This is a genomic window from Synechococcus sp. MIT2312, assembly GCF_059772315.1.
The window spans coordinates 1,528,884-1,554,758 of sequence record NZ_CM186281.1 but is presented as its reverse complement, the minus strand read 5'-3'; the positions used below and the strand labels follow the sequence as shown (position 1 = coordinate 1,554,758).

The 25,875-nt window shown below is 61.8% G+C and carries 24 protein-coding genes; 11 read left to right on the top strand and 13 right to left on the bottom strand.

Annotated features, from left to right (window positions below; translation table 11 throughout):
* Positions 1 to 23: 23 nt before the first annotated feature.
* Positions 24 to 1,385, bottom strand: coding sequence for a gluconeogenesis factor YvcK family protein (locus AC6EI9_RS09050; protein ID WP_498469998.1), 1,362 nt, complete (start codon positions 1,383 to 1,385; stop codon positions 24 to 26).
* Between the two features lie 237 nt (positions 1,386 to 1,622).
* Between AC6EI9_RS09050 and AC6EI9_RS09045 the strand changes: the two genes are divergently transcribed.
* Both AC6EI9_RS09045 and AC6EI9_RS09040 read left to right on the top strand, forming a co-directional pair.
* Complete coding sequence (locus AC6EI9_RS09045) at positions 1,623 to 2,366, top strand: ABC transporter ATP-binding protein (protein WP_498469997.1); 744 nt, start codon at positions 1,623 to 1,625, stop codon at positions 2,364 to 2,366.
* Positions 2,367 to 2,369: 3 nt separating this feature from the next.
* Entirely contained in the window at positions 2,370 to 3,299 is a 930-nt protein-coding gene (locus tag AC6EI9_RS09040; RefSeq protein ID WP_498467467.1) for an MlaD family protein, read from the top strand.
* A gap of 10 nt (positions 3,300 to 3,309) precedes the next feature.
* On the opposite strand, the gene AC6EI9_RS09035 is transcribed toward AC6EI9_RS09040, so the two are convergent.
* Positions 3,310 to 5,484, bottom strand: a complete 2,175-nt coding sequence (locus AC6EI9_RS09035) for a magnesium chelatase subunit D family protein (RefSeq protein WP_498467466.1) — start codon at positions 5,482 to 5,484, stop codon at positions 3,310 to 3,312.
* 21 nt (positions 5,485 to 5,505) lie between these two features.
* Between AC6EI9_RS09035 and folK the strand changes: the two genes are divergently transcribed.
* On the top strand, positions 5,506 to 6,033 hold the full coding sequence (folK, locus tag AC6EI9_RS09030) for a 2-amino-4-hydroxy-6-hydroxymethyldihydropteridine diphosphokinase (protein ID WP_498467465.1): 528 nt from the start codon (positions 5,506 to 5,508) through the stop codon (positions 6,031 to 6,033).
* Here the strand turns inward: folK and AC6EI9_RS09025 are convergent.
* The gene (locus AC6EI9_RS09025) at positions 6,016 to 7,806 is read right to left on the bottom strand and encodes an ATP-binding cassette domain-containing protein (protein ID WP_498467464.1); all 1,791 of its coding nucleotides are present in this window, start codon (positions 7,804 to 7,806) and stop codon (positions 6,016 to 6,018) included. The two genes, folK and AC6EI9_RS09025, sit on opposite strands and share 18 nt — an antisense overlap.
* Before the next feature lie 26 nt (positions 7,807 to 7,832).
* Between AC6EI9_RS09025 and AC6EI9_RS09020 the strand changes: the two genes are divergently transcribed.
* Entirely contained in the window at positions 7,833 to 8,393 is a 561-nt protein-coding gene (locus tag AC6EI9_RS09020) for an NUDIX hydrolase (RefSeq protein ID WP_498467463.1), read from the top strand.
* Between the two features lie 14 nt (positions 8,394 to 8,407).
* Positions 8,408 to 9,886 (top strand): FAD-binding domain-containing protein, encoded by a 1,479-nt coding sequence (locus tag AC6EI9_RS09015; protein ID WP_498467462.1) that lies wholly within the window; start codon positions 8,408 to 8,410, stop codon positions 9,884 to 9,886.
* A gap of 2 nt (positions 9,887 to 9,888) precedes the next feature.
* Here AC6EI9_RS09015 and AC6EI9_RS09010 read toward each other — a convergent pair whose 3' ends face one another.
* Positions 9,889 to 11,100 carry a DegT/DnrJ/EryC1/StrS family aminotransferase gene (locus AC6EI9_RS09010; protein ID WP_498467461.1) on the bottom strand — a complete coding sequence of 404 codons (1,212 nt, stop codon included), beginning with the start codon at positions 11,098 to 11,100 and terminating at the stop codon, positions 9,889 to 9,891.
* 10 nt (positions 11,101 to 11,110) lie between these two features.
* Positions 11,111 to 11,728 carry a thioredoxin family protein gene (locus AC6EI9_RS09005; RefSeq protein WP_498467460.1) on the bottom strand — a complete coding sequence of 206 codons (618 nt, stop codon included), beginning with the start codon at positions 11,726 to 11,728 and terminating at the stop codon, positions 11,111 to 11,113.
* Between the two features lie 72 nt (positions 11,729 to 11,800).
* Between AC6EI9_RS09005 and AC6EI9_RS09000 the strand changes: the two genes are divergently transcribed.
* On the top strand, positions 11,801 to 12,358 hold the full coding sequence (locus AC6EI9_RS09000) for a hypothetical protein (protein ID WP_498467459.1): 558 nt from the start codon (positions 11,801 to 11,803) through the stop codon (positions 12,356 to 12,358).
* Here AC6EI9_RS09000 and AC6EI9_RS08995 read toward each other — a convergent pair.
* Both AC6EI9_RS08995 and AC6EI9_RS08990 read right to left on the bottom strand, forming a co-directional pair.
* Positions 12,316 to 12,744 carry a hypothetical protein gene (locus AC6EI9_RS08995; protein WP_498467458.1) on the bottom strand — a complete coding sequence of 143 codons (429 nt, stop codon included), beginning with the start codon at positions 12,742 to 12,744 and terminating at the stop codon, positions 12,316 to 12,318. The genes AC6EI9_RS09000 and AC6EI9_RS08995 overlap by 43 nt on opposite strands.
* 3 nt (positions 12,745 to 12,747) lie before the next feature.
* Positions 12,748 to 13,689 (bottom strand): FAD-binding domain-containing protein, encoded by a 942-nt coding sequence (locus AC6EI9_RS08990; protein ID WP_498467457.1) that lies wholly within the window; start codon positions 13,687 to 13,689, stop codon positions 12,748 to 12,750.
* A 118-nt stretch (positions 13,690 to 13,807) separates the two neighbouring features.
* On the opposite strand from AC6EI9_RS08990, the gene fabI reads away from it, so the two are divergent.
* The 5 genes from fabI to AC6EI9_RS08965 all read left to right on the top strand — a co-directional run bounded on the left by fabI (position 13,808) and on the right by AC6EI9_RS08965 (position 18,943).
* Complete coding sequence (fabI, locus tag AC6EI9_RS08985) at positions 13,808 to 14,590, top strand: enoyl-ACP reductase FabI (RefSeq protein ID WP_498469995.1); 783 nt, start codon at positions 13,808 to 13,810, stop codon at positions 14,588 to 14,590.
* Between the two features lie 83 nt (positions 14,591 to 14,673).
* Positions 14,674 to 15,279 carry an imidazoleglycerol-phosphate dehydratase HisB gene (hisB, locus tag AC6EI9_RS08980; protein ID WP_498469994.1) on the top strand — a complete coding sequence of 202 codons (606 nt, stop codon included), beginning with the start codon at positions 14,674 to 14,676 and terminating at the stop codon, positions 15,277 to 15,279.
* Positions 15,280 to 15,338: 59 nt separating this feature from the next.
* The gene (locus AC6EI9_RS08975; RefSeq protein WP_498467456.1) at positions 15,339 to 16,826 is read left to right on the top strand and encodes a carotenoid oxygenase family protein; all 1,488 of its coding nucleotides are present in this window, start codon (positions 15,339 to 15,341) and stop codon (positions 16,824 to 16,826) included.
* Positions 16,827 to 16,937: 111 nt separating this feature from the next.
* Positions 16,938 to 17,648, top strand: coding sequence for an SIMPL domain-containing protein (locus AC6EI9_RS08970; protein ID WP_498467455.1), 711 nt, complete (start codon positions 16,938 to 16,940; stop codon positions 17,646 to 17,648).
* Positions 17,649 to 17,689: 41 nt separating this feature from the next.
* Positions 17,690 to 18,943 (top strand): MFS transporter, encoded by a 1,254-nt coding sequence (locus AC6EI9_RS08965; protein ID WP_498467454.1) that lies wholly within the window; start codon positions 17,690 to 17,692, stop codon positions 18,941 to 18,943.
* Here AC6EI9_RS08965 and AC6EI9_RS08960 read toward each other — a convergent pair.
* The 6 genes from AC6EI9_RS08960 to AC6EI9_RS08935 all read right to left on the bottom strand — a co-directional run bounded on the left by AC6EI9_RS08960 (position 18,858) and on the right by AC6EI9_RS08935 (position 25,865).
* Positions 18,858 to 20,432, bottom strand: coding sequence for a BCCT family transporter (locus tag AC6EI9_RS08960; RefSeq protein WP_498467453.1), 1,575 nt, complete (start codon positions 20,430 to 20,432; stop codon positions 18,858 to 18,860). The genes AC6EI9_RS08965 and AC6EI9_RS08960 overlap by 86 nt on opposite strands.
* A 25-nt stretch (positions 20,433 to 20,457) precedes the next feature.
* The gene (locus AC6EI9_RS08955; RefSeq protein ID WP_498467452.1) at positions 20,458 to 21,645 is read right to left on the bottom strand and encodes an FAD-dependent oxidoreductase; all 1,188 of its coding nucleotides are present in this window, start codon (positions 21,643 to 21,645) and stop codon (positions 20,458 to 20,460) included.
* Positions 21,642 to 22,697, bottom strand: coding sequence for a Glu/Leu/Phe/Val dehydrogenase dimerization domain-containing protein (locus AC6EI9_RS08950; RefSeq protein ID WP_498467451.1), 1,056 nt, complete (start codon positions 22,695 to 22,697; stop codon positions 21,642 to 21,644). The genes AC6EI9_RS08955 and AC6EI9_RS08950 overlap by 4 nt, the downstream gene beginning before the upstream one ends.
* Positions 22,697 to 23,734: a class I SAM-dependent methyltransferase gene (locus AC6EI9_RS08945; protein ID WP_498467450.1), complete on the bottom strand. Its 1,038-nt coding sequence runs from the start codon at positions 23,732 to 23,734 to the stop codon at positions 22,697 to 22,699. The genes AC6EI9_RS08950 and AC6EI9_RS08945 overlap by 1 nt, the downstream gene beginning before the upstream one ends.
* A 77-nt stretch (positions 23,735 to 23,811) precedes the next feature.
* A complete protein-coding gene (rdgB, locus tag AC6EI9_RS08940) occupies positions 23,812 to 24,399 on the bottom strand; it encodes an RdgB/HAM1 family non-canonical purine NTP pyrophosphatase (protein WP_498467449.1) in 588 nt (195 codons plus the stop codon).
* A 2-nt stretch (positions 24,400 to 24,401) separates the two neighbouring features.
* Positions 24,402 to 25,865 carry a phosphoglucomutase/phosphomannomutase family protein gene (locus AC6EI9_RS08935; RefSeq protein WP_498467448.1) on the bottom strand — a complete coding sequence of 488 codons (1,464 nt, stop codon included), beginning with the start codon at positions 25,863 to 25,865 and terminating at the stop codon, positions 24,402 to 24,404.
* Between the last annotated feature and the right edge of the window lie 10 nt (positions 25,866 to 25,875).

The following is a 25,875-nucleotide window of genomic DNA, read 5'->3' as shown; positions in this document are numbered from 1 at the left end:
TGTAGATATATTTTTGCCGTGAATTAGCTCGCAATCGAAGGTTTCTCTGTTTTGTGCTTTCTGTAAAAGCGCATCACTCCCAGTGCCAGGCTGCGGGGATCGTGACGCAGGGTTGCGGTGGGCCGACTGCCTTGTAGTGGTGCTTCCATCACGTCGTATCCCTCAACCTCCAGTTCGCGGCGGTTGCAGGTCACAGGTTCAGCTCCGCGTGATCGGTAGTGCTTAATCAGTGGTGACTCCCTGATGGGCTCTTGAGCGAGCACAGCGTCAAACAGTCGATTGCTGATGCCGAGAGAGGCCAGTTGCGCTTCGATGGCCCTGAGGTGTCCGCTGACATCCAGCCCATCCGTTTCTCCTGGCTGCGTCATCAAATTGCAGATGTAAAGCCTGGGAGCGCGGCTGCGCTGAATTGCGCTCACCAGTTCAGGGACCAGCAGATTGGGCAGCAAGGAGGTGTAAAGGCTGCCTGGGCCCAGCAGAATCAGATCCGCTTGTGCAATCGCTTCCAAAGCTCTTGGCAGGGCTGGAGGTCGTTCTGGCAGGCAGCCCAGACGAACGATCGGGCTCGGTGCTTGTCCGATCGCCGATTCGCCTTCAATGCGGCGACCGTCCTCCAGTTCCGCCCACAGCCGAACATCCACATTGGTTGCGGGCACCACCTGACCCTGCACCGCCAGTACCCGGCTGGAGGCGGTGATTGCCGTTTCCAGGCTGCCTGTGATGGCGGTGAGCGCCGAAAGAAACAGATTTCCGAAGCTGTGACCCTCAAGGCCTCCTCCGGCAGAGAAGCGGTACTGGAACAAACGGGTCAGCAGTGGTTCTTCGGTGGATAACGCGGCCAGGCAGTTGCGGATGTCGCCGGGTGGCTGGACGCCCAGTTCCCTGCGCAGCACGCCGCTGCTGCCACCGTCGTCAGCCACGGTGACAATGGCCGTGATGTGGCTGCTGTAACGCTTGAGGCCGCTCAGCAGCGTGGACAGCCCGGTGCCGCCGCCGATGGCGACGATGTTCGGCCCACGGTTGAGGCGGCTTTTGGCGCGTAGCGCATCCACCAGAACGGTGTCTTTTTCTGGGGCCAGGGCCTGCTGGATGGAGCCGAAGCTGCGGCTTTGCCCCCAAAGCAGCAGGCCGACGCCGACCAGCAGCACCAAAGGCCCGGTAATACCCCTCGGCAACACGCGAGTGATCCAGCTCAGGGATTCCTGGATGGCCCAGAGCATCCAGTAGATCGGCTGTAAGTCGGCCCAGACGGCAGCGCCCAGCAGCGCCAGCATCAGTCCGATCCCTGAGGTGAGCAGCCAGCGCTTCACCACCAGACCTGGCTGCAGCCAACGCACCGCCCGGCGGGAGCGCAGCATCAGATCGCGCTGCCGTGCTGCCTGCATGGCCCGGATGCGTTGACGGCGTCCGCGGTGGATGGGGCTGGTCAAGTGCAATCCGGGGCCAGGGTCGTCGCTTCCCTTGCGATGAGGGAACTGTACGGAAGTTGTTCCTGATGGCCATCCCCATTGGAGCAAACGAGGCAAGATGGGCGCGTAACGCGCAAAAGCCCCGTGCAGACCAGGCTGGACCCGACATCTCCAGCAACCCAGACTCCAGTGGTGGAGATGCGTGACCTCACGATGCAGTGGGGGTCTAGGCCCGTCCTGGACAAGGTGTCGCTCTGCATGCAGCCGGGAGAGCGCATTGCCGTGGTTGGGCCTTCAGGAGCGGGTAAGTCCACGGTCCTGCGCTTGTTGGCTGGTTTGCAGGTGCCTACAGCCGGTGAACTGCGCCTGTTCGGTGAACCACAGGACTACCTTCGACTTGATCAGCGCCGTCCGCCGGATGTGCGTTTGGTGTTTCAGAACCCTGCATTGCTGGCCTCACTCACGGTTGAGGAAAATGTCGGCTTTCTGTTGATGCGCCTCGGGCGCATGAGCCCTGCCCAGATCCGTGAGCGGGTTCAGCAGTGTCTCGAGGCGGTTGGGCTGAATGATGTGGCCGATAAATATCCCGGCCAGCTCAGTGGCGGCATGCAGAAACGGGTGAGTTTTGCCAGGGCTCTCATTGATGATCCCGATCGCGAAGAAGGTGCAATGCCCTTGCTGCTTTACGACGAGCCGACGGCAGGGCTTGACCCTGTTGCATCAACCCGCATCGAGGATCTGATTGTGAAGACCACCACCGTGGCCCGCGGCTGCTCAGTGGTGGTGAGTCATGTGCACAGCACCATCGAGCGTTCTGCGGAACGGATTGTGATGCTCTACGGAGGCCGTTTTCAGTGGGACGGCTCGGTCGATCAGTATCGCTCCACCGACAACCCATACGTCGTGCAGTTCAGGACGGGTAACCTGCGCGGACCGATGCAGCCCTCCGATCAATGAGCCATGCGCCGTAGTGTCCGTGAAGCCCTGGTCGGGTTTTCGATCGTTGGAGCGATCGCAGGATTTGCCGGCACCATGCTGTGGCTCAGAGGTGTCCGTCTGGGGTCCGAGACCTGGACTGTGACTGCCGACTTCGCCAATGCTGGAGGACTGGCAGCTCGCTCGCCCGTCACCTTCCGGGGAATCATGGTCGGCACGGTTCGATCCATCGACGTCACTCCGATGGCGGTGAAGGCAACGTTGGAGATCCACGCCGATGATCTGCAGCTGCCTTTGCCCGTGAAGGCTTCGGTCTCTTCGGCCTCACTTCTTGGCGGTGATGCACAGGTTGAACTGGTCACAACCGGTTCACCGCTGCCCAAGAATGCTCCAAAGCCGAAAGCAGGCCGTTGTCGCAACAGCGGACTTCTCTGCAACGGAGCAACCATCCAGGGAGAGTCAGCGGCGAGTCTTTCGACCGTGACAGCCACTCTGGAGCAGCTGCTCAATGAAGCTCAGAAGTCGAACCTGATCCCTGAACTTGTGGAGTCCACCAAGCAGTTCGGGATCACCAGTCAGGACGCTTCGAAGTTTCTCAACACGGCTGATGTGGCGGCTGAAAATGTCGACACGCTGGTCCACCAGTTGCGAGCTGAAGTGGCCAGAGCCCAGCCCACTATTGAAAATCTGAACAGGGCCACGGCTGAGGCTGCCGATGCTGCTGCCCATATCAACAACCTGGCAGGAGCGATCGACAACCCAGAAACAGTCAGTGATCTGAAGCAGACAGTGACCAACGCCCGTGAGCTCACGGCACGCATCGATCAGGTTGGTGGTGATATCGAACAGCTCACTGACGACCCACGCTTCATGAAGGGTCTTCGCAGCGTGATGATCGGGCTCGGCACCTTGTTCGAGGAGGTCTATCCCGCACAAACGGGTGGATCGAAGTAGCTCTCCAGAATCAGGTCACTGCATTGATGGCATCCATGGCAATGGCCGCGATGGCCTGATCGCTGGCCTTGGGCAGTTGCACGTATTTGCCTCCCGCGGCTTCGGCGAGGTCTTTGCCCATGCCACTGCCGATGAATTTGCGCTCGGTGTCGATCACCAGCAGCTTGAGGCCCAGCATCCGGTAACGCGTCGCCACATCCAGCACTTCCTGTTTGAGATCTGGCTTTTCTTCGCCCTCCAGTTCCGGTTGGCCCAGGGATGTGCTCAGCGGCACGTTGCCGCGCCCATCGGTGATCGCCACCACCACCACCTGGCCTAGATCCCCTGTGGCTAGTGCATTGGCGCCGACGCGTGCGGCCTGCGTCAGCCCATGGGCCAGCGGTGATCCGCCGCCGCAGGGCATTGATTCAAGCCGCCGGCGCGCTGCGGTGATCGAGCGTGTGGGCGGTAGCAGCACCTCGGCCTGATCGCCTCGAAAGGGAATCAGCGCCACTTCGTCGCGGTTTTCATAAGCCTCGGTGAGCAGTCGGATCACAGCACCTTTGGCGCTCTGCATGCGGTTCAGGGCCATGGAGCCGCTGGCATCCACCAGGAAAATCACCAGAGCTCCGGCCTGGCGCTGCAACAGCTTGGCGCGCAGATCCGCTTCCTCAACAATCACGCTGCGCCCAGGCTGGCGTTCGCGCCTTGCTTTCTGATATGGCGCCGCTGCCCGCAGCGTGGCATCCACGGCGATGCGCCGCACGGGTCCTCTGGGCAGCATCGGTTTCACGTAGCGGCCGCGGCTGTCGCTGAGCACCACCGAACGACTGCCGCTGCTGCCGCTTTTGCTCTTGGCGGCGTTGAACAGCAACAGGTCGGGGTCGATGGAGATTGCCTCCGGATCGAGCATGAACTCCTCGGGGACCGAAGGCGGTGCCTCGTCCTGATCCGACTCGTCATCGTCGCTGTTGTCGTCGTCGCGGTTTTCGTCTTCGTCGTTGTCGTTGAAGTCCTCGTCTGGCGGGTCGTTCTGATCCTGATCTGAGCCTTCGGGCGGTGGTGGTTGATTCTCAGGCTCCTGCTCGCCCGCCTCCGGCGGTGGTGGGGTCTGATCTTGAGGGGGTTCAGGCGGCGGCGGTGGCTCCATCTGCTGATCCGGTGGTGGCAGTTGCGATGCACGCGGCGCGATCACCAGGGCCACAGCCACCTGCAGGTCGTCTGCTTCGACCTGTTCACGGCCACTGAGAGCTGCATGGGCTTTGGCGACGCGCACGGCGTAAAGCTCGGATCGGTGCCCCTCCACGCCGCCGCGAAGTGCTTCGATCACGAGGTACTCGATCTGCTCTCGACTGATGCGCACGTCCGGCAGCCACTGACGTGCCAGCAGAAGCTGGGTAGCCAGAGCATCGGTTTCTTCTTTCCAGCGCTCGGAGAAGCTGCGGCTGCACTGGCCGTGGCTCAGCACTGCATTGGTGATTTCCACGCGTTCCTCGGTGCTCACCAACTGATTGGCTGAGAGAGCGATCGCAAAACGGTCGAGCAGGTGGTCGCGGACGTTGCCCTCTTCGGGGTTGTAGGTGGCGATCAGCAGCGGCCTGCAGGGGTGGCTGAGGCTGAGGCCTTCCCGTTCCACCTGGTTTTCGCCGGCGCCCACCGCGGCCAGCAGAAGATTAATGATCCCGTCATCGAGCAGGTTGAGCTCATCGACGTACAGCACTCCGCGGTGAGCTTCTGCCAGCAACCCCGGTTGAAACACGGGGCTGCCGCTGGCCAGTGATGCGGCCACGTCCACGGCACCCACCAGTCGGTCTTCGGTGATGCCGAGGGGCACCTGCACGAAGGGAGCGGGAATCACCTTGGAGGGTGGTTCGTTGCTCAGCCGCTCTCGCGAGCTCTCATCCCATTCCTCAGGTCGGGTTGGGTCGAGGTTGAGGCCTGGTCCTGCAGGCCCATCTGCGCTGTCTTGATCCAGTACCTCGATCGGTGGCAGCAGGGCGTGCAGACCTCTTGCCAGAACCGACTTGCCGGTGCCTCGGCCGCCGGCGATGATCACGCCCCCCAGGCCAGGGTCCACCGCTGCCAGCATCAGCGACAGTTTCAGCGTTCCATGGCCTGTGATGGCTGCCAGTGGGAAGGCACGGCTCGCCTGTTCCCGAGCAGCTGTGCTGGCCAGTCCGCTAGCGACCCCTCCACCTGAAACCATGAATGTTTGCCAGCCCTGCGCGTGAGCGCCAGTCTCGCTGATCAGGCTCACTCTCTTGCCATCGCTCTCGGGGCGAACCTGCCCAGTGCCGCGGGTGCGCCTCGCCAGACGCTGATCACGGTGCGTCCGCAACTGGAGCGGCTCGTGATCCCCTGGGCCAGGGCTGCATCGGGAGAGATGCGCTGCTCCTGGTCGCCATTGCTCCAGACGGCTCCAGTGGGCGGGCCATCAGGTCAGCCGCTGTACTGCAATGCCGTGGTGCTTTTCGCAGGTGTGCAGCGCTCCGCCTCCGAGGCTGCGGCGCTGGAGCTGCTCATGGAGTTGCATCAGCTTGAGCGACGTTTCGGTCGAGATCGAGACCACGAGCTGCCATGGGGTCCGCGCACTCTCGATCTGGATCTTCTCTTCTGGGGGGAATGGCGTCTGCAGCATCCGCGCCTGGTGTTGCCTCACCCTCGTCTGCATCTGCGCCAATTTGTGCTGGAGCCCTTGCTGGCAGCCATGCAGCGATCAGTCGACTGGTGTCCTGATTCAGACCTTGAGCAATGAAGCGGTCAGTTCGATCACCCCATCAGCCTGTTGGATCAGAGCCGGGTCGTGGCTGCTGATCAGCACCAGTCGCTCTCGTGATCGTTCAGCGATCACGTCTCGCACCAGCTGGCTGGCGCTGGCATCAAGAAATGCTGTGGGCTCATCCAGCACTTCCACCGGTCGGCTGCGCAGCCAGGCTCGCAACAAGCCGAGGCGATGGATCTCACCGCCGGAGAAGGGGGTCTGGGCGAGTGACATGCGGACATCCATTCCTTGCCGTCTGTCAATCAGGTGGCTGAGACCCAGACGATGCAGCCATTCCTCAACGGTCTGGTCGGGAAGATCAGCGCCCAGCAGCAGGTTGTCGCGCAGGCTGGCTTCAAACAGCACGGCATGTTGTGGTGCGCAGGCCATCAGGCGGCGTAGCTGCCGAGCAGCCGACAGCCCCGACAGCTGAAAGGTTGTGTCTTGGCAGTGAATCGTCCAACAGCTGCTCTCTTCATCTCGGAGTCCGCTGATGCGATCCAGAAGATTGGTCTTGCCGCAGCCTGAAGGCCCTGTGATCACGACCAGTCGGTTGGATTGAAGGCTGATTGATGTGGGCGTCGCTGCGCCAGAGTCTGTGCTTTGCCAGTGAAGCTGGATCCAGCGAGCCAAGCCGAGCCTGGGCAGCGAGTGTTCGCTTAAAGCCGTACCACTGGTCTGTGAAGGATTGGACCGCAGTTGTTTGCGTCGCTCAAGCAGAGCCTCGAATCCAGGCAGGCAGCCAAGGCACAGGCGTCGGGCCTGTACCACAGCGCTGAGGGATGTACCGGCTCGGTAGGCCAGCACCAGTGTTGTGGCCAGCACTTCAGCGGTGAGAGTGTCCCCCTGCATCAGCATCCAGAGACCAGCAATGGCGACCACCAGGGTGTCGCGCCAGGCGTTGTAGCCCGCGCGTCTGCGCACTCGTTCCTTCAGCAGCCAGCGGCCTTTGGCGGTCTCCTCTGCAAAGCGGTTCAGCAGCCAGTCCTCAGCAGCAGCGGCACGCAAGGCGGCGAGTCCATGCAGGCCATCCCCCACGGTGCGTTGCAGGGCTGCATTCAGGCGGCTCTGGATCCGGCCCAGCCCCCAGCTGCCGGAACGTTTCAACAGGGCCGCGCCGGCGGTTGCAGCCAGTGCCAGCAGCAGCGGCCAGGTAGCAGTGCGGCCCACCAACAGCACGCTGATGAGATAGATCAGCATGGCCAGCAGCGCCTGAACCATGCGCAAGGCCTGATCCAGGCTCATGGCAGAGCGAGTGATGTCGGCCATCAGCAACGCCAGCAGATCCCCCCGGCCAAGCTGATCCAGTTGCCTCGAGGAGGCTGAGAACACCTCCTGAAGCAACTGCTGCCGAAGCCGGTCGGTGAAGCCGGAGCGCAGCCATTCCCTGCTCACGGCCACTCGGGTCTGAATCAGCCCCCGAGCCAGGATCAGGCTCACCAGCAGAGCGAGGCTGGACGACAGGGGCAGCCCTTTGAGCAGATCCGGCGATGTGGCGGAATGTGTCCCCGAGTTCAGCAAGAGGCTGACGGCCAGCCCAAGTCCAGCAATGTCCAGCAGGCTGCTGAGCACGCTCAGCAAGGTCTGCAAGGCGAGATGTCGCCAGCCCGCTTCCCGCGCCAAGGCCTTCAGAAGCTGCAGCTGCTGCAGCCGTGGAAGCACTTTGGGTGGCGAAGACTGCAATGGTTGATCAGTCAGTGCTTGATCAGTCAGCGCGATGCGGAAGGAAGGGAAGGTCGTCCGTCGATCCTGACGCCCACCCGCCATGCTGGTGCCCGATGTCTTGAAAAGCCATGGCTCCGCTGCCGGCTCCAGAGCCTTATGAGCTGCTGGAGACCATCGATGCCCTGGATGCGCGCAAAGTGCGCTTCGAGCGCAATCGCATCAGGTTGCCCATGGGGGTGGAGGGCAGCTTCGGGATCATTCGGCATCCGGGTGCATCCCTTGCTGTGCCGATCACGAACGAGGGTCAGGTTGTGGTGCTGCGTCAGTATCGCTTTGCTGTTCAGGCCAGGCTTCTGGAGTTCCCGGCAGGCACGCTGGAGGACGGAGAAGATCCGCTGGAGTCGATGAAGCGGGAGCTCGGGGAAGAAGCGGGCTACAGCGCCGCGCGCTGGGATGCCCTCGGTCCCATGCTGCCCTGCCCTGGGTACTCCGATGAGGTGATCCACTGCTTCCTGGCCAGGGATCTCACAGCGCTGGAGAATCCCCCCGCGGGTGACGACGATGAGGATCTGGAGGTCCTGCAGATGAGTCCTGCCGAACTGGATGCTCGTCTGAGCTCAGGTGAAGAGTGGCTCGATGGCAAAAGTGTGACGGCTTGGTATCGGGCCAAGCAGTTGCTCGGTTTCTGAATTCGCGACAAACGATGAGTACCCCTCGCACGCTGTTCTGGCACCGCCGCGATCTGCGCCTGGCGGACAATTCAGGTCTCCAGGCGGCTGTCGCTCTAGGCCCGGCTGTGACCGGTGTTTATGTGCTCGATCCTGCTCTGGTCACGCCGCCACCCCAGCTGCCGCCGATGGCACCAGCCCGGTTGTGGTTTCTGGTGGAGAGCCTGGTCGAACTGCAACAGCGCTGGCGTCAGGCCGGCAGTCGTCTGTTGGTGCTAGCCGGTGATCCGGTTGTGCTGCTGCCGCAGCTGGCGGCCCTTCTGGACGCGCCCACCATGGTCTGGAGTCGCGATGTTGAGCCCTATGCCCGCGAGCGCGACCGTCAGGTCGCCAAGGCCCTGCAAGCCGATGGGCGCAAGCTCCTTGTCGACTGGGACCAGCTGCTGTTGGCGCCGGAGTCACTCAAAACCGGCGGCGGTGACCCTTACCGCGTGTATGGACCGTTTCTGCGCAACTGGCGCGGTCAGGTCGAACGGCTCGCCCCACGCACCACAGCAGCTCCAGAAAGCCTGCAGGATCTGACCCAGTCCCAGCTTCAGCAGATCAGCTCTGCAGAAGGCGATCTTGGTCAGCTCTGCTCCCAGGGACAGTCCGAGCTGGAGCGTCTGCGCAGCAGCCATGGCTTCGCCGGCACCGACATCTGCCCTTGCCGCCCTGGAGAAACCGCTGCAGCCGACCAGTTGGCAACGTTTGCTGACGGGCCTCTGCTTGGCTACGAGCCTGACCGTAATTTCCCTGGGCAGCAGGGGACCTCATCGTTGAGTGCGGCTTTGAGTGTCGGCACGATCAGTCCCAGGCAGGCTTGGTGTGCTGCCCAGAGCGCCAAAGAGATCGTGCGCAGTGATGAACAGCAGCATGCGGTCACGGTGTGGGAGCAGGAGCTGGGCTGGCGTGAGTTTTACCAACAGGCGTTGTTCCATTTCCCCGAATTGGCCGATGGTCCCTACCGCGAGCAGTGGCGACGCTTCCCCTGGGAGAACAACGAAGAGTGGTTTGGCTTCTGGAGAGAGGGCCAAACGGGAATGCCGATCATCGATGCAGCGATGCGTCAGCTCAATCAGAGCGGTTGGATGCACAACCGCTGTCGAATGATCGTCGCTTCTTTTCTGGTGAAAGACCTGATCTGCGACTGGCGCTGGGGCGAGCGGGCGTTCATGGAGCTGGAGGTGGATGGTGATCTTGCGGCCAACAACGGTGGCTGGCAGTGGAGTGCCAGCAGTGGGATGGATCCAAAGCCCTTGCGAATTTTCAATCCGGCGACGCAGGCATCAAAGTTCGATGCCGATGGCGATTACATCCGTCAGTGGTTGCCGGAGCTTCGCCATGTGAACACCAAGGATCTGCTCAGTGGTGACATCGGTGCACTGGAGCGTCGCGGATATCCCGAGCTTCTGATCGATCACAAGAAACAGCAGGCCCACTTCAAGGCGTTGTACGCCACGATCCGCTCCTGAGTTCAGGCCGCCACGCTGCAGGTTTGCGAATCCAGTGGGGCCGTTTGAATGAGCAGCGAGCGAAGCACGGAAATCACCTGTTCCTGCTGTTCGCTGGAGAGCTCAGGGAAGATCGGCAAACTCAGCACTTCGCTACACAGCTGTTCGGTCACCGGTAAACGGGTGCCTTGATGCTGATCGGCGTAAGCCGGTTGGCAATGGATGGGAATGGGGTAATAGATGATCGTGCTCACACCTCTCTCCTGCAGGCTCTGCTTCAACCAGTCGCGGCAATGACTGCTGGGCAGTCCGAACTCACTCGGGCGATGGCTCGCACTGGAGGAGATGTCAGTCGGGCAGACCGTGACACGCACCACAAACTGATTCCAGCCATGGCCGTTGCCTGCGGATGCCTCGGGGAGCAGCAGGCCTGGCACGTCCTGAAGCGCTTCGCGGTAGCGCTGGGCGATCTGCCGGCGACGCTCAATCCACTGGTTGAGCCGCGGCAGTTTCACGTTGAGCACAGCGGCCTGCATGGCATCCAGTCGGCTGTTGTATCCGAGCTCCGTGTGCAGGTAGCGGCGGGGCATGCCGTGCACCGCGAGCTCGCGCATGCGTTGAGCAAGAGCTGCGTCGTGGCAGGTGATGGCTCCGGCATCACCTGCTGCTCCAAGGTTTTTGGTGGGGAAAAAGCTGAAGCAGCCCATGTCGCCCCAGCTGCCGACGGGTCGCCCATTCCAGCTGGCACCGGTGGCCTGAGCACAGTCTTCAATAACAGCAAGCTTGTAATCGTTGGCGATTGCCATCAACCGCGTCATGTCGACAGGCCGCCCAAACAAATGAACCGGGATCAGGGCTTTGGTTGCGGGCGTGATCGCAGCAGCGATCTGATTGAGATCAATCAGGTATGTGCGTGGATCCACATCCACAAACACGGGCGTCGCACCCACAGCGCTGATGGCTTCGGCTGTGGCGAAGAAGCTGAAGGAGGCTGTGATCACCTCATCACCGGTTCCGATGCCAAGGGCTCTCAAGGCCAGGATCAGGGCATCGGTGCCGCTGTTGCAGCCGACGGCGTGGGCAGTGCCGACCACTGCGGCAAAGGCTGTCTCAAACGATTGGATTTCGGTGCCACCGATGTATTGCCCACTGCGCAACACACGCAGCGCGGCTTCATCGAGTTCCGGCCCCAGGTCGGCGAGCTGCTGACTGAGGCTGAAGGGAGGCACCTGCATGGAGGGCACCTTAAGCCGATGCCCCGAACCACGGTGGCTCTTGTCCGGGATGCCACTTGATGTTGCAGCCAACGGATGGTTGCTGGTCTTGGTTGACAGGCTGGCCACTCAGGACCGCATCCAGTGCCCTGCGCAGATCGCGGCCATCCAATGGCACCTCGTTTCCTGGGCGGCTGCCGTCGAGCTGGCCTCGATAGCGCAGGATCTGAAGGCCCGCATCATCGGGGCTGAACAGATAAAACTCCGGCGTGCAGGCACCCTTGAGAGCTTTGGCCAGGTTCTGCTGCTCATCGAGCAGATAGGGAAAACTCCACTGCTGTTGTTCTGCCTGACGACGCAGGCCTTCGGGACCATCCTGTGGATGGGTGGTGAGGCTGTTGCTGGAGAAAGCCAGCAGGGTCACGGCTGAGCCGTACTGCGCGGCGAGCCTGCTCAGCTCGGGCTCCACATGCTTCACAAACGGACAGTGTGCGCAGATCAGCATCAGCAGCAGCGGCTGTGCGGGCAGCTCGCAGTTGCTGAGAGTTGCTACGGCAGTGCCCTCCCTCAAGCTTCCGCTCACTACGGGCAACTGGAAGGCAGGCAGCGCTTCGCCGAGGGGCAGCATGGTCGAGGGAGTGAGAGCCATGGCGAACGAGCAACAAATGGTGCGTCAGCTTTCATCCTGGTTCAGACTCCGGCCCTCCGGTGCAGAGAACGCGTGCTCAGGCGTGCCCAGGCAGGTGGGATTTCAGGCATCACCCTTGTTCTGCTGCTGACGGCCTGTTCGGGACCGCAGAGCACCAGTTGGAAAGTGTTTCCGCTGTCGCGGCGGATGCCCCATGACGGCCTTGCGGTTGTGAGTCAGCCCGACGGCTTCGGTCTCCATTTCTTTCTGGAAACCGACACGGACGATCCTGCGGAATGCTCGCCTCGCTGGTTCCCCGATGCTGCGCGTCTGTTCAACGGCAACGGCACAGCGCCCTTCAGTGCAGGGCTGGCGCCGCGTGAGGAATTCTTCGCTGCTGTGCGTCGCAGCGATGTGCGCCGTGCGTTGCAAACAGAGTTGAAGGCTCTCTGCCAGCAGCGTGCGCCCGAGGCTCGCTGGCAGTGGACGCCCCCACCCACGGATGCCTCAGAGCTCATGCCAGTGCAGCTCCCTGCTTATAGGCGGCGGGATCTGCTGAGGGATCCCGCCGCAGAAAAGCGGCTTGAGGACGACCTGCTGGGTGACAGTCAGAAGCCTTCCCAGACCACAGGTTCGGCCTCACGCCAATAGCGACTGAAGCGTCCAAGCCGCGGGGGTCGCGGCATGGTCACGAACGGTTCTGGTTCCAGCAGGTCCAGTGGATAGTGCGATTCGATCGAGGCGGCGATGCGTTCTAAACGGGGGTCGACGGGCAGGCTGCTCAAGACGCCATCGGCGTCGTGACGCTCGGCGAAGGCGATCACTTCCTTGACCACATCGCCCTTACGCAGGGTGATGGGTAGATCCAGGGCGCTTTCGTACAAAAAGCCAAGCCGCTTGCGGCTGATACGGGCTTCCTGAATCCAGCGGGTATCAAAGACAAAGAGGGCTGGACTGTTCGGCCGTTCCAGCAGTGCTGGGTTGCTGGAACCGAGTGCTTCCTCGTGCACCCAGATGACAGGTCGTTGAAGAGACATGGCTTATCGCTTCGGTCGGGCCATGGCCGCCTGGCCGCTTCCCTTCAGGCCCTGCTGTCGGCCTGAGCGTTGTTGTTGGTTGCGGCTGCGTCTGGGGGCAACGTCTCGAATGGCACCCTGGCTGGCGAACAGCTGACTTTCCAGCTGTTCGTAACTGCCCTCGAATGGACAGCGCTCACTGCTGGAACAACTTCTGCAGAAATGTCCATCGCTGAACCGCTCCAGATTGCCTTTATTGAAAAAGTAGGGCTTGTGGCTGAAGCTGCTGGCGACCCACTGCCAACTCAGATGGTTGCTGGAAGGATCTCCATCGAGAAGATGCTCCAGAAACCAATCTGCGCCTGCCTTCCAGTGCACTTTGCGCCAATGCACCACGTAAGCCGCCATCCACATGCGGGCGTGATTGTGCAGCCAGCCACGGGTGGTGAGTTCGCTTTGAAATCCATCCATGCAGGCCAGGCCTGTTCGTCCTGCGCGGATGTCCTCAGGCAGCTCCCGGGAATAGGAGGCGGGATCATGCCCGGTTTTCAGCTCTTCCTGGCTGTCGTGGATGCCATCGCCGAGGTCGCGCCACATCCGCTGCCAGAAGTCGCGCCAGCCCAGCTCGTTGATCAACTTGCTGCCCTCGTCGCGGCTGCGAATGCGCTGGAACACGGCGTCACGCACTTCCGCCAGGCTGAGCACACCGTGGCGGATGTAGGGGGACAAGCCGGTCACCGCGCCTTTGAGGTGATTGCGGCTTTTGGTGTATCGCCGGGGGTCGATCCGACTGAGTGTTGTCTCCGCGGCGTCTCGACCTCCGCGCAAAGTGCTGAGCCTTCCGCCAGCTTCCGGAAACTGCTCAGCCAACAGGCGATCGAGGGCTCTGCGGTCCGCAAGGTTTCTGGGAAGATCTCCAGGCCGTTCAGACCATGACAGAGAAGTTGGGCTGGGTTGCGGGGGCACCGGACGATCGATTTCTGGGCCTCATCCTGTCGATCCAATGGCTCAAACGCGACCACTCCCGGGAGTTCGGGTCGGGGATGGTGGAGAATCCCCCCACAGTTCAGCCAAGACCGGTCCGATGCTTCTCGATCTCACGGGCAAGAAGATCCTCGTTACCGGCATTGCCAACAATCGATCGATTGCCTGGGGTATTGCTCAGCAGCTCAAAGCTGCGGGTGCCGAGTTGGGCATCACCTATCTCCCCGACGACAAAGGTCGTTTTGAGACCAAGGTTCGTGAGCTCACCGCACCGCTTGAACCCTCCTTGTTCCTGCCGCTGAATGTTCAGGATGCGGTTCAGATGGAGACGGTTTTCGCGGAAATCAAGCAGAAGTGGGGCGTCCTCGATGGATTAGTACATTGCCTTGCTTTCGCGGGCAAGGAAGAGCTGATCGGTGACTACAGCGCCACCAGCTCCGAGGGTTTTGCCCGTGCACTCGAGATCAGTGCCTATTCCCTGGCTCCCCTCTGTCGTCATGCCAAGCCGTTGTTCAGTGAGAAAGCCGGGGTGGTCACCCTGACTTATCTGGGTGCTGAACGCGCCATCCCTAATTACAACGTGATGGGTGTGGCCAAGGCCGCTCTGGAAGCGTCTGTTCGCTATCTCTCCGCAGAACTGGGTCCCGACAAGCAGGTTCGGGTGAACGCCATCAGTGCAGGCCCGATCCGCACCCTGGCCAGCTCTGCCATCGGCGGCATCCTCGACATGATTCACAACGTGGAGGAGAAAGCGCCGCTGCGCCGCACCGTCACACAGACGGAAGTGGGCAACACCGCTGCATTCCTGCTGAGCGAGTTGTCGAGCGGTATTTCCGGCCAAACCATCTATGTGGATGCCGGCTACTGCGTTAACGGCATGTGACTCTGCGCTGAAGGGCCTTGGTCTGCGCCGTCTGTTTCGGCATGATCGGAACAGCGAAGTCGCCGCCTCCGGAGCTGAACAGCATGCGTACGGGTGAGATCCATCGAGTCACCGGTGAAACCGATGTGAATGTGTGCCTGGATCTGGACGGCAGTGGCAAGTGCCAAGCCAGCACCGGCGTGCCCTTCCTGGATCACATGCTGCATCAGATCAGCAGCCATGGCCTGATCGATCTGGAGATCAATGCGGTGGGTGACACCCATATTGATGATCACCACTCCAATGAAGATGTGGGAATTGCTGTCGGACAGGCCCTGGCACAGGCTTTAGGTGATCGCCGCGGCATCGTGCGTTTCGGTCACTTCGTCGCGCCGTTGGATGAAGCACTGGTGCAGGTCGTGCTCGATTGTTCGGGACGACCGCATCTCTCGTACAACCTCACGATTCCGAAAGAGAAGATTGGTCGCTACGACACCGAGCTCGTCAAGGAATTTTTCGTTGCGGTGGTCAACAACAGCGGCCTCACCCTCCACATCCGTCAGCTGGATGGAACCAATTCCCATCACATTGTTGAAGCCTGTTTCAAGGCCTTCGCAAGGGCTTTGCGCATGGCGACGGAGATCGACCCCCGGCGCGCTGGCGCGGTTCCCAGCAGCAAGGGTGTGCTCGAGCAGGCTGGAGCGAGCTGACTCGTCGCCGCGCTTCACAGTCCGTTACGAGAGGATGGTGGCCGCAGCAGTTGTTCTCCGTGACCGTCGCTCCCGCCGCTGAACGCTTCAACCGATCGGAATGGGCCAGCGCCTTCCGCAATGTGGAGCAGGAGCTCACCGAGGTTGCGCTGCAGCCGGCGAGGGGCAAGGTGCCCTCCGAGCTGCTGGGAACCCTCTATCGCAATGGCCCTGGGCTGCTGGAGCGTGACGGTCAGCGCGTTCACCATCCCTTTGATGGTGACGGCATGATCACCGCGATTCAGTTCAATGCGGAGGGGGTTTCGCTCACCAATCGGTTTGTGCGCACTGCCGGTTGGCAGGCCGAGGAAGCGGCCGGCAAGGTGCTGTATCGAGGGGTGTTCGGAAGTCAGAAACCCGGAGGTCCGCTTGCCAATGCCTTTGATCTGAGGCTGAAAAACATTGCCAACACCGGCGTAGTGCAGCTTGGCGACCAACTGCTCGCGCTCTGGGAAGCGGCCGAGCCCCATTCGCTCGACCCGCAAACCCTCGAGACCCACGGCATCAGCCTTTTGGGTGGTGTTCTCAAGAAAGGCGAGGCTTTCAGTGCCCACCCTCGATTCGATCCTGGCCATCACGATCGGCCGCGCATGGTCACCTTCGGCGTCAACACTGGCCCGCGAAGCACCATCCGTTTGATGGAGTTCGCCACCGAAGATGATTCCGCCGCCGGGATCAAAGCCGGAGACCTCCTCAGTGACCGTCGTGACAGCTTCAACGGCTTTGCTTTTCTGCACGATTTCGCCATCACGCCCAACTGGGCGGTGTTCCTTCAGAACGCGATCGACTTCAACCCTCTGCCTTTTGTGCTCGGTAGAAAGGGTGCGGCCCAATGTCTGCAGTCCAAGCCTGATGGTCAGGCCAAGTTCTGGTTGATTCCACGGGACAGTGGCGCCCATGCAGGAGAGGCCCCGCGAATTGTGGATGCACCCGAGGGCTTTGTGTTTCATCACCTCAACGCCTGGGAGCAGGAGGGCGATGTGGTCGTGGAGAGCATCTACTACAGCGATTTCCCCTCGATCGGTCCGGATGTCGACTTTGCGGCTGTTGACTTCGATCTGATCCCTGAGGGGCTGCTTGAGCAGTGCCGCATCAACCTGCGGAACGCCACGGTGCAGACCACGCGTCTGAGTGAACGCTGCTGTGAGTTCGCGATGGTGAACCCCGAGAAGGAAGGTCTGCCCTGTCGCTTTGCCTGGATGGCGGCCGCAGCGCGTGAGCAGGGCAATGATCCGCTTCAGGTGGTCAAGAAGCTTGACCTTGTCAGTGGCGAGCGCCAGATCTGGAGCGCAGTCCCCCACGGTTTTGTCAGTGAGCCCCTGATGGTTCCCAGGCCTGGTGCCAGCGCTGAAGACGATGGCTGGGTGCTGGAACTGGTCTGGAACGGTGATCGGGAAGGTTCCGACCTGGTGATTCTTGACGCTTCTGACCTGCGCGAGCTGGCGGTGTTCGAGCTGCCGTTGGCAATCCCTCACGGCCTGCATGGCAGCTGGGTTGATGCCCGCTGAAGCAGTCGGATTTGGTGGTGCATGAAGCGGCGTCGGTCATGGTTCTGAAAGGCTCTGAGGCGGCGCCTGTCTTAGACAGCGGTTCAAGGTCCTGACTCTGTTGAACCTTTGATGCCATCAGCCCTCCACCCCTCAGTGAAGTCGCTTGTGTCCGTTCTGCTGTTGCTTCCGACAGCGTCGATACAGCCGAGCAGCGCCCAGGCTCAGATTCAGGGCCCTGCTTGCCGGGGAACTCTTTTGCAGCTGACGCTGCGTGAGAGCGGTGAAAGCCGCACGGACCGATTTCGGTTCAACCTGCGCCTCGAAGCGCAAGCCTCGACCAGCGCCGCCGCGCTGGAACAGCTCGGTGGGCGACTGGCCGGGCTGCGCAAGGAGTTGGAGCCTCTGGTCATCGGTCGGCTTGTGATCCCTGCTCCGAGAACGTATGCCACGGCCGGTTCTGCGCAGTTGAAGGGCTATCGGGCTTCAACAAGCATCAGTGGAACGGTGAGCCGCAGCAACTACGACACCCTGATTCAGCGTGCAGGCCGCTTGCCTGGAGTTCGACTTCAGGAGATGACGTCCCTGCCATCCGCTGAAGGGCAGGATCGTCTGCAGGACCAACTGCTTGAGAAAGCTCTGCAGCGCGGTCGCAGTCAGGCAGAGCGAACAGCATCCGCCCTGGGGCTACGTCGCGTTGCGTTGCTGCGCATCGATCAACGCAGTCATGCCAGTGCACGTCCGTCTGCGATGGGGGTCAGTGCCTCGCCTCGGTTCAGACCCGAGGAAGCGCCGCTGCCCAAAGCCAGCATCAGTCTTGCGTTGGATTACTGCCTCAACTGAGCCATTCCCCCACACTGACTTTGAGCTGGCGGCAGTGAGGCATGGAAGCAAGACGAAGCGATCGACTGCTCTGGGTCACGAGCCTGTTGTTCGTGGTCTGGCTGGTCTGGGTGGAAACCAGCTTTCAGTATTTCGAGGGTTCCCTGGGGTCGGATCTGCGTCTGGATGCGGCGGGGGTGGCGCTGGTGGCCGGCAGCTTTCTGTTGCCCTATGGCCTGGTGCAAGTGCCCGTTGGTCGCCTGATTGATCGAGGCAGGGTCGAGCTCTGGCTGCTGCTGGCAGCGTTGGCCGCTGCCTGCTGCAGTCTGGTGTTCGCCAGCAGCAACAGCCTGCAGGGGCTGCTGTTGTCTCGTATCGGCACCGGTATGGCCTGTGCCGTGGCATTCCCGGCATCAGCGTTGCTGGCACGACGCAGCCTGCCCGCAGATCGCTTCGCTTTGGCGATGGGCTTCACCGATGGTCTGTTGGGCGTCGGCGCCGCCCTGGCGGCCGTGGTGCCCCTGCTACTGGGTCGCTCCGGATGGCGTGATCTGGTGTTGCTGCAGGGGCTCTCACTGGCCCTAATGGTGGCTTTGCCGATGCTTCTGCTCGGAGGCAGACGGCGCGCGCAGGCCCAGCTGTCAGCGGCAGAGCAGGACATTCGTGTGCAGCGCTGGACCAGGGCTGGAGTGAATCGCCTGATTCAGTGCTGCTTGCTCTACGCGTGGGGGCTTGGCTTCGTGTTCGGGCTGGCGCAGTACGGCCTCCTCTCCAGCCTGAGGGGCTGGCCCAGTTCGTTGATGGAAGGTCTCACCCTGATCATGTCGATCGGCCTGGTGGTGGGGATGGTGGCCAGCGGGGCTCTCGGCGGACGCCCTCAGCAACGTGGTGGTCTGCTTCTTGCTGGAACCGTGATCACGTTGCTGTCGTTGTTGCTGCTGATCATGCCCTCGCTGCCGCGTGGGGTTCTGATGCTGCCCGCTTTCAGCTTGGGTGTCGGCATCGGTACGTCCGTGCTGGCGTTCCCGATCGCGGAAGCTTCTGCGCCTCCAGGACAGACGGCGATGACCGTTTCGATCGTCAACACCTCAGGCACGGTGATGGGTGGGTTGATGACGATCGTGTCGGGGCTGATTCTTCAGGCCTCTCCGCAGGGAGACCTGTCGCTGGTGCTGCTGATCTATGGCGCGCTAGGTCTGTTTGGTGTTGCGATGGCCAGTTGGATCAGTTTCAGCCCTGAGCCGGTTGCCGTTGGCGCCATTCCTTCCAGGCCAGACGCGGTGCCGTCCAGAGACTCAGCAGAACAAGGGGAGTGACCGGTACGGCAGTGATCACAATGAAGGCCTGCAGAGCGTTGATCGAGGTGTTGTCGCCCAGGCTGGTGCCGATGCGCAGCAACACCAGGGTGAGGCTGCCGATCATCAGAGCCCAGAACAAACGCAGCAGCGTTGGTGGTGTGCTCTTGGCACTCACCACCATGGCTGCGGCGTAACTCATCGAGTCGGCACTGGTGGCCATGAACAGCACCACCAGCACAAGTCCGACCGGAATCAGCAGCCAGGACAGGGGAAGCTGGCCGAGAATCGCCAGCAGTGCGCCCGACTCCCCGCTGGCTGTGAGCGGGCCGCTGATGGAGCCTGGGTTGGCGAGTTCCAGCTGCATGCCGGAGCCGCCCAGCAATGTGAACCAGATGTTGGTCACGATCGGGCAGAGGATGGCCACCGCCAGCACCAGCTCGCGCAGAGTGCGGCCGCGGCTCACCCCTGCAGTGAACAGACCCATCAGCGGTGCATAGCCGAGGAACCAGCCCCAATAGAACACGGTCCAGCTATTCACCCAGTTGCCTGGACTGCTGTTGGTGGCAAGCGCCATGCGCGGCAGGTTGGTGAGATAAAGCCCGAATGCGCTGATAAAGTGCTGAATCAGCCAGAGGCCTGGGCCCAGCAGCAGCAACGCGGCGGCAAGACCAAGGGTCAGCCAGACGTTCAGCTCAGACAGCCACTTGATGCCTCGCTGGATTCCACTCACGGTGGAGGTGGCGAACACCGCAGTGAGCAGGACCACCACCAGAGACTGGAGCCCGGCGCTGTCTGTGAAAGCAGGAAGCATTCCTGCGGCGTTGCTCAATTGAAGAGAAAGGAACCCCAGCGGTCCCACGGTTCCTGCGATGGCCGCCACCACGGAGAGGCCATCCGCGAGGTCTCCCAGGGGACCTTCCACCCAGCGGCTGGGAAGAATGCCCACCAGCAGCGTGCGGGGTCGCAGAGGCTCACCTCGTTGCTCCTGGATCGAGAGCGTGATCGTCACCGTTGTTGCCACCAGAGCCCAGGCCAGGAATCCCCAGTGCAGGAAGCTCACGGCCAGAGATGGATCAACCGCAGCTGCGGTTGATCCATCAACTCCAACGAAATAGGGCGCTGGATCCCGGAAGTGAAACAACGGTTCCGCTGCCGACCAGAACACCCCCCCGCCGGCCAGCAGCGTGCAAATCAGCACGGCACACCAGTCGAAGAATTTCAAGCTTGGTTTGGCGTCAGCTCCTCCCAGACGCAAGCTCCCGATCGGGCTGATGGCCAGCACGATGGCAATCACAAACAGCAGCAGCACCATCCACTGCCAGAGGCCGCCGAGAGCGTTGCTCACAATGGCCTTGCCTGAGCTGGTGAAATGCTGCGCCAGTTTGAGGTCAACGGCTGCGACCACCAGAAAGACCAGCAATGGGCCTGCGCCGATCCATAGGGGCTTGCGTTGCCACCATGTGCTGGTGTCAGTCGCACCGTCCTGGAGGTTTGATGGGTCGGGCAAGGGAGATGTGTGGGCGAGAGGGGCTTTAGGCGCTGACGGCTTCGCGCTGGTGACTCCAGCAGGAAAGATCCACAGCAGGGGTTTCACCGCTGGCCAGTCGTGCCAGCGAGTCGCCGATCAGGGGCGCGAATTTGAAGGCTTGGCCTGAGCCACCGGCAAACAGGCTCAGCTTGGGGCTCAGACGGTCCAGCACGAAATTGACGTCGCTGGCCATCGAGTAAGGACTGATCACTGTTTCGACCCGTTCCTGAACGCCTTCGACTTCGTTGAACAGGAACGTATCGAGAAGTTCGACCAGTCTCGCCGGTGGCTCGGTGGTCATGGCATTGGGTTCTGCGACACGAAGCTCTTTGGGGGCCCAGTCGATTCCCGCCTTGATGCGTGGCCGGCCGTCGCTGGTGTGGCTGAGCACCGGGAAGCCGTAATACAGACCTCCGTCATCGCCGCGTTCTTTCTGGAAGCAGAACCACTGCGGATAACGATCCGCTAACGCAGGGTCCACGGTGTAATGAGCCCAGAGCATGGGCCATACCTCGAGTTTCGGCGCGAGTCCCAGCGGAGCCAGCATCAACTGGCTCCAGATGCCACAGGCCACGACCAGCTGCCCGGCGGCGATGTGATGGCCATTTTCAAGCGTGACACCACCGCCGTCGCCATCCAGGTTCGCCACCGGGCAGTGTTCGACCAGTTGCTGGCCGGCATCACGGGCCGTGCTGATCCAGTGAGCAACCACCTTGTCGCTGCGCACTGCTCCTGCGGTTGGCTCAAACAGTCCGGTGAAATCGCTTTTCGGTTTCAGAGGAAAGCGGGTTGAAATCTGATCGGCATTCAGTGCCTCATACGGGATGCCCTGTTCGTCCATCACCAGACGAGCCCCTGGGATCGACCCTTCGATCGTTTCCTCATCCCAGCTTTCGCCGTAAAACAGCAAGCCATGGGTTTCGCGCAGCTGTTCTCCTGCGTGGATCTCCTCCTCACGCCAGAGCCTGTTGGCCTCCTGAGCCAGACGGCAGAGCACGGGATCGGAGTACATCTCCCGGAACATCCGGGTTTCGCCGTAACTGCTGGCCTTGGCGTGCGCCAGGGTTTTGGCCTCGAGCAGCACCACGTCGGTGATGCCCCGACGAGCCAGGGACGCCGCACAGCTGAGACCAGCCATGCCTCCGCCGACAATCACCACGGCGGCGTTGGAAGGAAGAGTGGCCGAGCTCATGCCACGTCTCCAAAGCTGAGGCCGATCGGATCGGTCTCCCGTTCGGCGGTGACTTCCACGAGAGCTGCTCCAACCGAGAGTCCCTGATCACGCTGGTTGAGATAGTCGGTGGCTCTTTGGCGCACCTCGCTGCGCACGAAGGCGTAGACATCCTCCGCGCCTGCACCTTTCCAGGCGTCAGGCGAGAAGCGCTCGATCGAGTCAGCGATCACGGCACCGGCATTCACCAATGGATCCGGCAGCACACGGATGCCACGGCGTCGCAGGTCGTCGGCGAGCTGAGTGCTCTGGAACGGAGCATTGGCTGCTGGGACCACCGATTTGACCCTCAGGGCCGAGGCGATTTCAGCATTGATCAGGCCTGAGATCGAGCAGGGCAGCAGCAGATCCAGCTTCAGCTCCCACCAGGGACAGTCCTGAGGCAGAGGAGTGGCACCAGGGAAGCCGGCACGTTCTGGACTGAGATCCACGGTGAACACAGTCCAGCCATGCTGAACCAACACGCGAGCCACGGTGCCGCCGACGGCGCCACATCCATGCACCAGAGCGCGTCCGGGTTTCGCGTCGGCAAGGGTCGACTCGAGTACGGCTTCAACGGCTCCAAGGGTGCCATGAGCCGTGGCTGCGCTGGCATCAACAGGACTGCCGACGGCTGCCAGCACGTGGGGAGTGAGCTCCGTCAGGCGCTCCATATCCTCCAGGCTGGTATTGAGATCACAGCCGGTGATCATGGCTCCGTCGAGAGATTCCAGAAGCCCAGCGGTAATGCTGATCAGTTCGTCCTTCACCGCCTCCGGTTCGGCGGCGCGTGCCACGATCTTGCCGCCGGCAAAACCGGTGCCATAGAGGTCGTGCTTGTGGGTCATCAGCCCCGCAAGTCGCTGTCCATCGGCAATGCAGGCCTCATCGCTGGGGTAATTGAGCAGACGCAGGCCGCCGTTGGCAGGGCGGCGCGCATCGGTGTTCTCGGCCACCACGAACACCGACAGATGGTCGGAGACATGTTCAGCTAGCACCGAAACATCCGGCGCGGGTCGGGTTGTTGTTGTCATCAGGCCACTTTCTCCATCATTTGGTGGTGCTCCACGTAATCCAGGCTCCACTCGGAAGGGGCTTCCGCGATGCGTTGCTCAAGGCGGCGGTAGACCTCGTCCGCAGCGGCGTCTCCAGCAGTGCTGGCGAAGCTGTGTCGGCTCCAGCTGCGGATCGTGGCCATCAGTCCAGCCGCGAACGCTGCCGTGTCGCCGTTCTCCTCCCAGCGGCGGCGGTAAGGGCACTTGACATACACCGTGCGCTCATCCACCAGACGCAGCCCATTGCGATAAGGCGCCGAGCTCTGATCCTTCAGCGGCGCCATGAACTCCTCGGGTGACTTGTAGAAGTTCAGCACCGTTCCCTTGCGGTACTGCTCATCAGAGATCACGCCTTCGTCGGCAAGGCTCTTCCAGATCTGATGCAGCTGGTCGTGCACGTTGCGGGTTTCACCGCCGTTGTGGCCGAGGTAACGCCCCTCTCCATCGCGAGACAGGTTCACCGTCAGCAGACGACCACCCACCTTCAGCTCTTTGCTGCGCAATTCCAGTACGTAAGTCCAGTCCCTGAGCGCCTGCGCCGTGAAACGTTGCAGAGCTTCGGCATCACCGGATGCCAGCACGTGGGTATGGGTATTCAGCGGACCTGGCGATTCGCTCAGCCAGTGCATGGCGGTGGCCGAAAAGCCAAAACTCACCGTGTTGGGACCCACAGATGGCTCATAGAAACTGCGGGCGCTCACCAGAACGGTGGGTTTCGGAGTGCGCGGAATCTGCAGTGCCAGGTTTTCAGCCAGGGCAACGTTGTCGTTGCTGGGCAGATCATTGCCGATCAGGGTGAGGTGGGCCTGAGGCTGGTTGGCGTGCAGGCGATCCAGCACCTGATGCCACAGACCCACGGCCGTGCCGCCATCGGCAGCTCCGTAGTCGATCAGCACATGGCTGTCAGCGGCAGCAAGTTGGTCAACACAAGTCAGACCCCAGTCCGAGGCAGCTTCGATGCAAAGCAGAGCGCCTTCAGTCTGTGCGCTGTAACCGGTGGTCATGGCGATGGCCATCGACCTCGTCAGCGACAGATCACACCGTACAAGAACTGTTTGTCAGCACCTCGTCACAATCCGTGCATTCGCGGGTCTCACTGCTGAGAAAGCAGTTGTCGCAGGCGTGGTTCCAGCAAGGTGAATGCACGACCTCGATGACCGTGAGCTTTTTTCTCCTTCAGAGACATTTCCGCGAACGTTCTTTGTGTGCCTTCAACTTCAAAAATCGGGTCATAACCGAAACCCTGATCTCCCCTTGGTGATCGCGTAATCCATCCCTTGCACTGGCCCTCCACTTCGAGCAGCAGCGTGCCGTCCGGTGCCGCCACACAGAGGGCTGCACAGAACTGGGCCGTGCGGTTGTCCTCAGACTCAAGCGCTTGCAGCAATCGTGCGATCCGTTCTGCATCGCTTGGTGCGTAGCGGGCGGAATGAACACCTGGTGCTCCATCCAGAGCATCCACGCTCAGACCGGAGTCGTCTGCGAGAGCCCACTCCCCGGTTTCTGCAGCCACGGCCAGCGCTTTGATGCGGGCGTTGGCGGTGAAGGTGCTGCCGGTTTCCTCAACGTCCAACCCTTCAGGTTGTGCTTTCACAATCAGCGGTAGTCCGCTGAGCAGACCCTCAAATTCCCGCACCTTGCCGGAGTTGCTGCTGGCGATCACCAGGGTTTGCGTCTCCATGCTCAAGCGCTCTCCGCAAAGTTGCGGGCCCAGGTGAGCACGGCCTCCACCCGATCGCTGTCGGGTGCTTCGCAATACAGCCGAAGCAGGGGTTCAGTCCCGGAGAAGCGCAGCATCAGCCAGTGGCTGGGTCCAAGTCTCAGTTTCACACCGTCCGTCGTGATCACCTCCAACACGGTCTGTTCTGCGACTTCCTGCGGAGGCTGGGTTGACAGCAGATGCTCAAGGCGTCGGCGGGACTCCATGTCGGCCAGACGCAGATCAAGCCTGTCGTAATGGCTCGAGCCTCCGCAGCGCAGACGCAGAGCCTGCATTCGGGCTCCCAGTGGCATGCCTCCCTGAACGAGAGCCTCCAGCACGAGCATGGCGGCGAACAGTGCATCGCGTTCTGGCAGGTGCATGCCGAAGCCGACGCCTCCAGACTCCTCCCCGCCGATCAGCACCTCACCCGCCAGCATCTCTGCGGCGATGTACTTGAAGCCCACAGGAAGCTCCAGCACTTCCCGGCCATGGTCCTCCGCCACCAGACGCATCAGGTCGGAGCCACTGACGGTCTTCACCACAGTGCCGGGCAACTGCCTTGCTCCGGCGAGGTGATCGATCAGCAGAGGCATCAGTTGCTGGGTGCTGCAGAAACAACCGTGCTCATCGACTGCCGCGATGCGGTCGCCATCACCGTCAAAGACAAGACCCACTGCTGGCTGCCCGTTGCGACCGGAGGTCTGAACGGCTGCGATCAGATCCTGCAGGTGAGAAGCGAGCGGTTCCGGAGGGCAGCCCCCGAAGAGAGGATCACGCTGGCTGCGGATCTCGCAAACGAGACCCTCGGCATCATTTCCGAGCAAATCAGACACACAACCTGCCGCAGAGCCATGCATCGGGTCCACGATCACCCGCAGGCCCATGGCCTTCAGCCCAGAGCTGATGGCGCCCAGATTCAGCTTGGTTCGCAGCCCCTCAAGGTGTTCGCTGCGGGCGTCAAAGCGTGGCAGCTCCCCCGCAACCGGCACGTTGACACTGCCTGCAGCCAATCGTCGCTCCACCGCGGCAGTGAACGTGCCGTCCACAGATCCGCCGAACGGTCCCTTGATCTTTAAACCTAACCATTCAGGCGGGTTGTGACTGGCCGTGATCACAAGGGCTCCCAGCGCCCGGCGCTGCACCACGGTCCAGCTGCATGCCGGAGTGGGAACGGCAGTGCTTGTGAGTAGGGGTTCCAGGCCAACTCCACGCACGGAGGAAGCGATCGCCTCAGCAAGTTCCGGTGCCAGGAAACGGCGGTCGTAGCCGATCACCACCGTTTTGCTGTTGAGCTGATCAGGTGCTTGATGAGCGAGTTCCTGGGCCGCCGCCGCCGCCACCGGCAGCAACCGCTCCACGGTGATGTCCACCCCGAGGATTCCCCGCCATCCATCGGTGCCGAAACGGATCGGAGCTGCGCACAGAGGGAGGGGAGCCGACGCCATGGCATGCCTG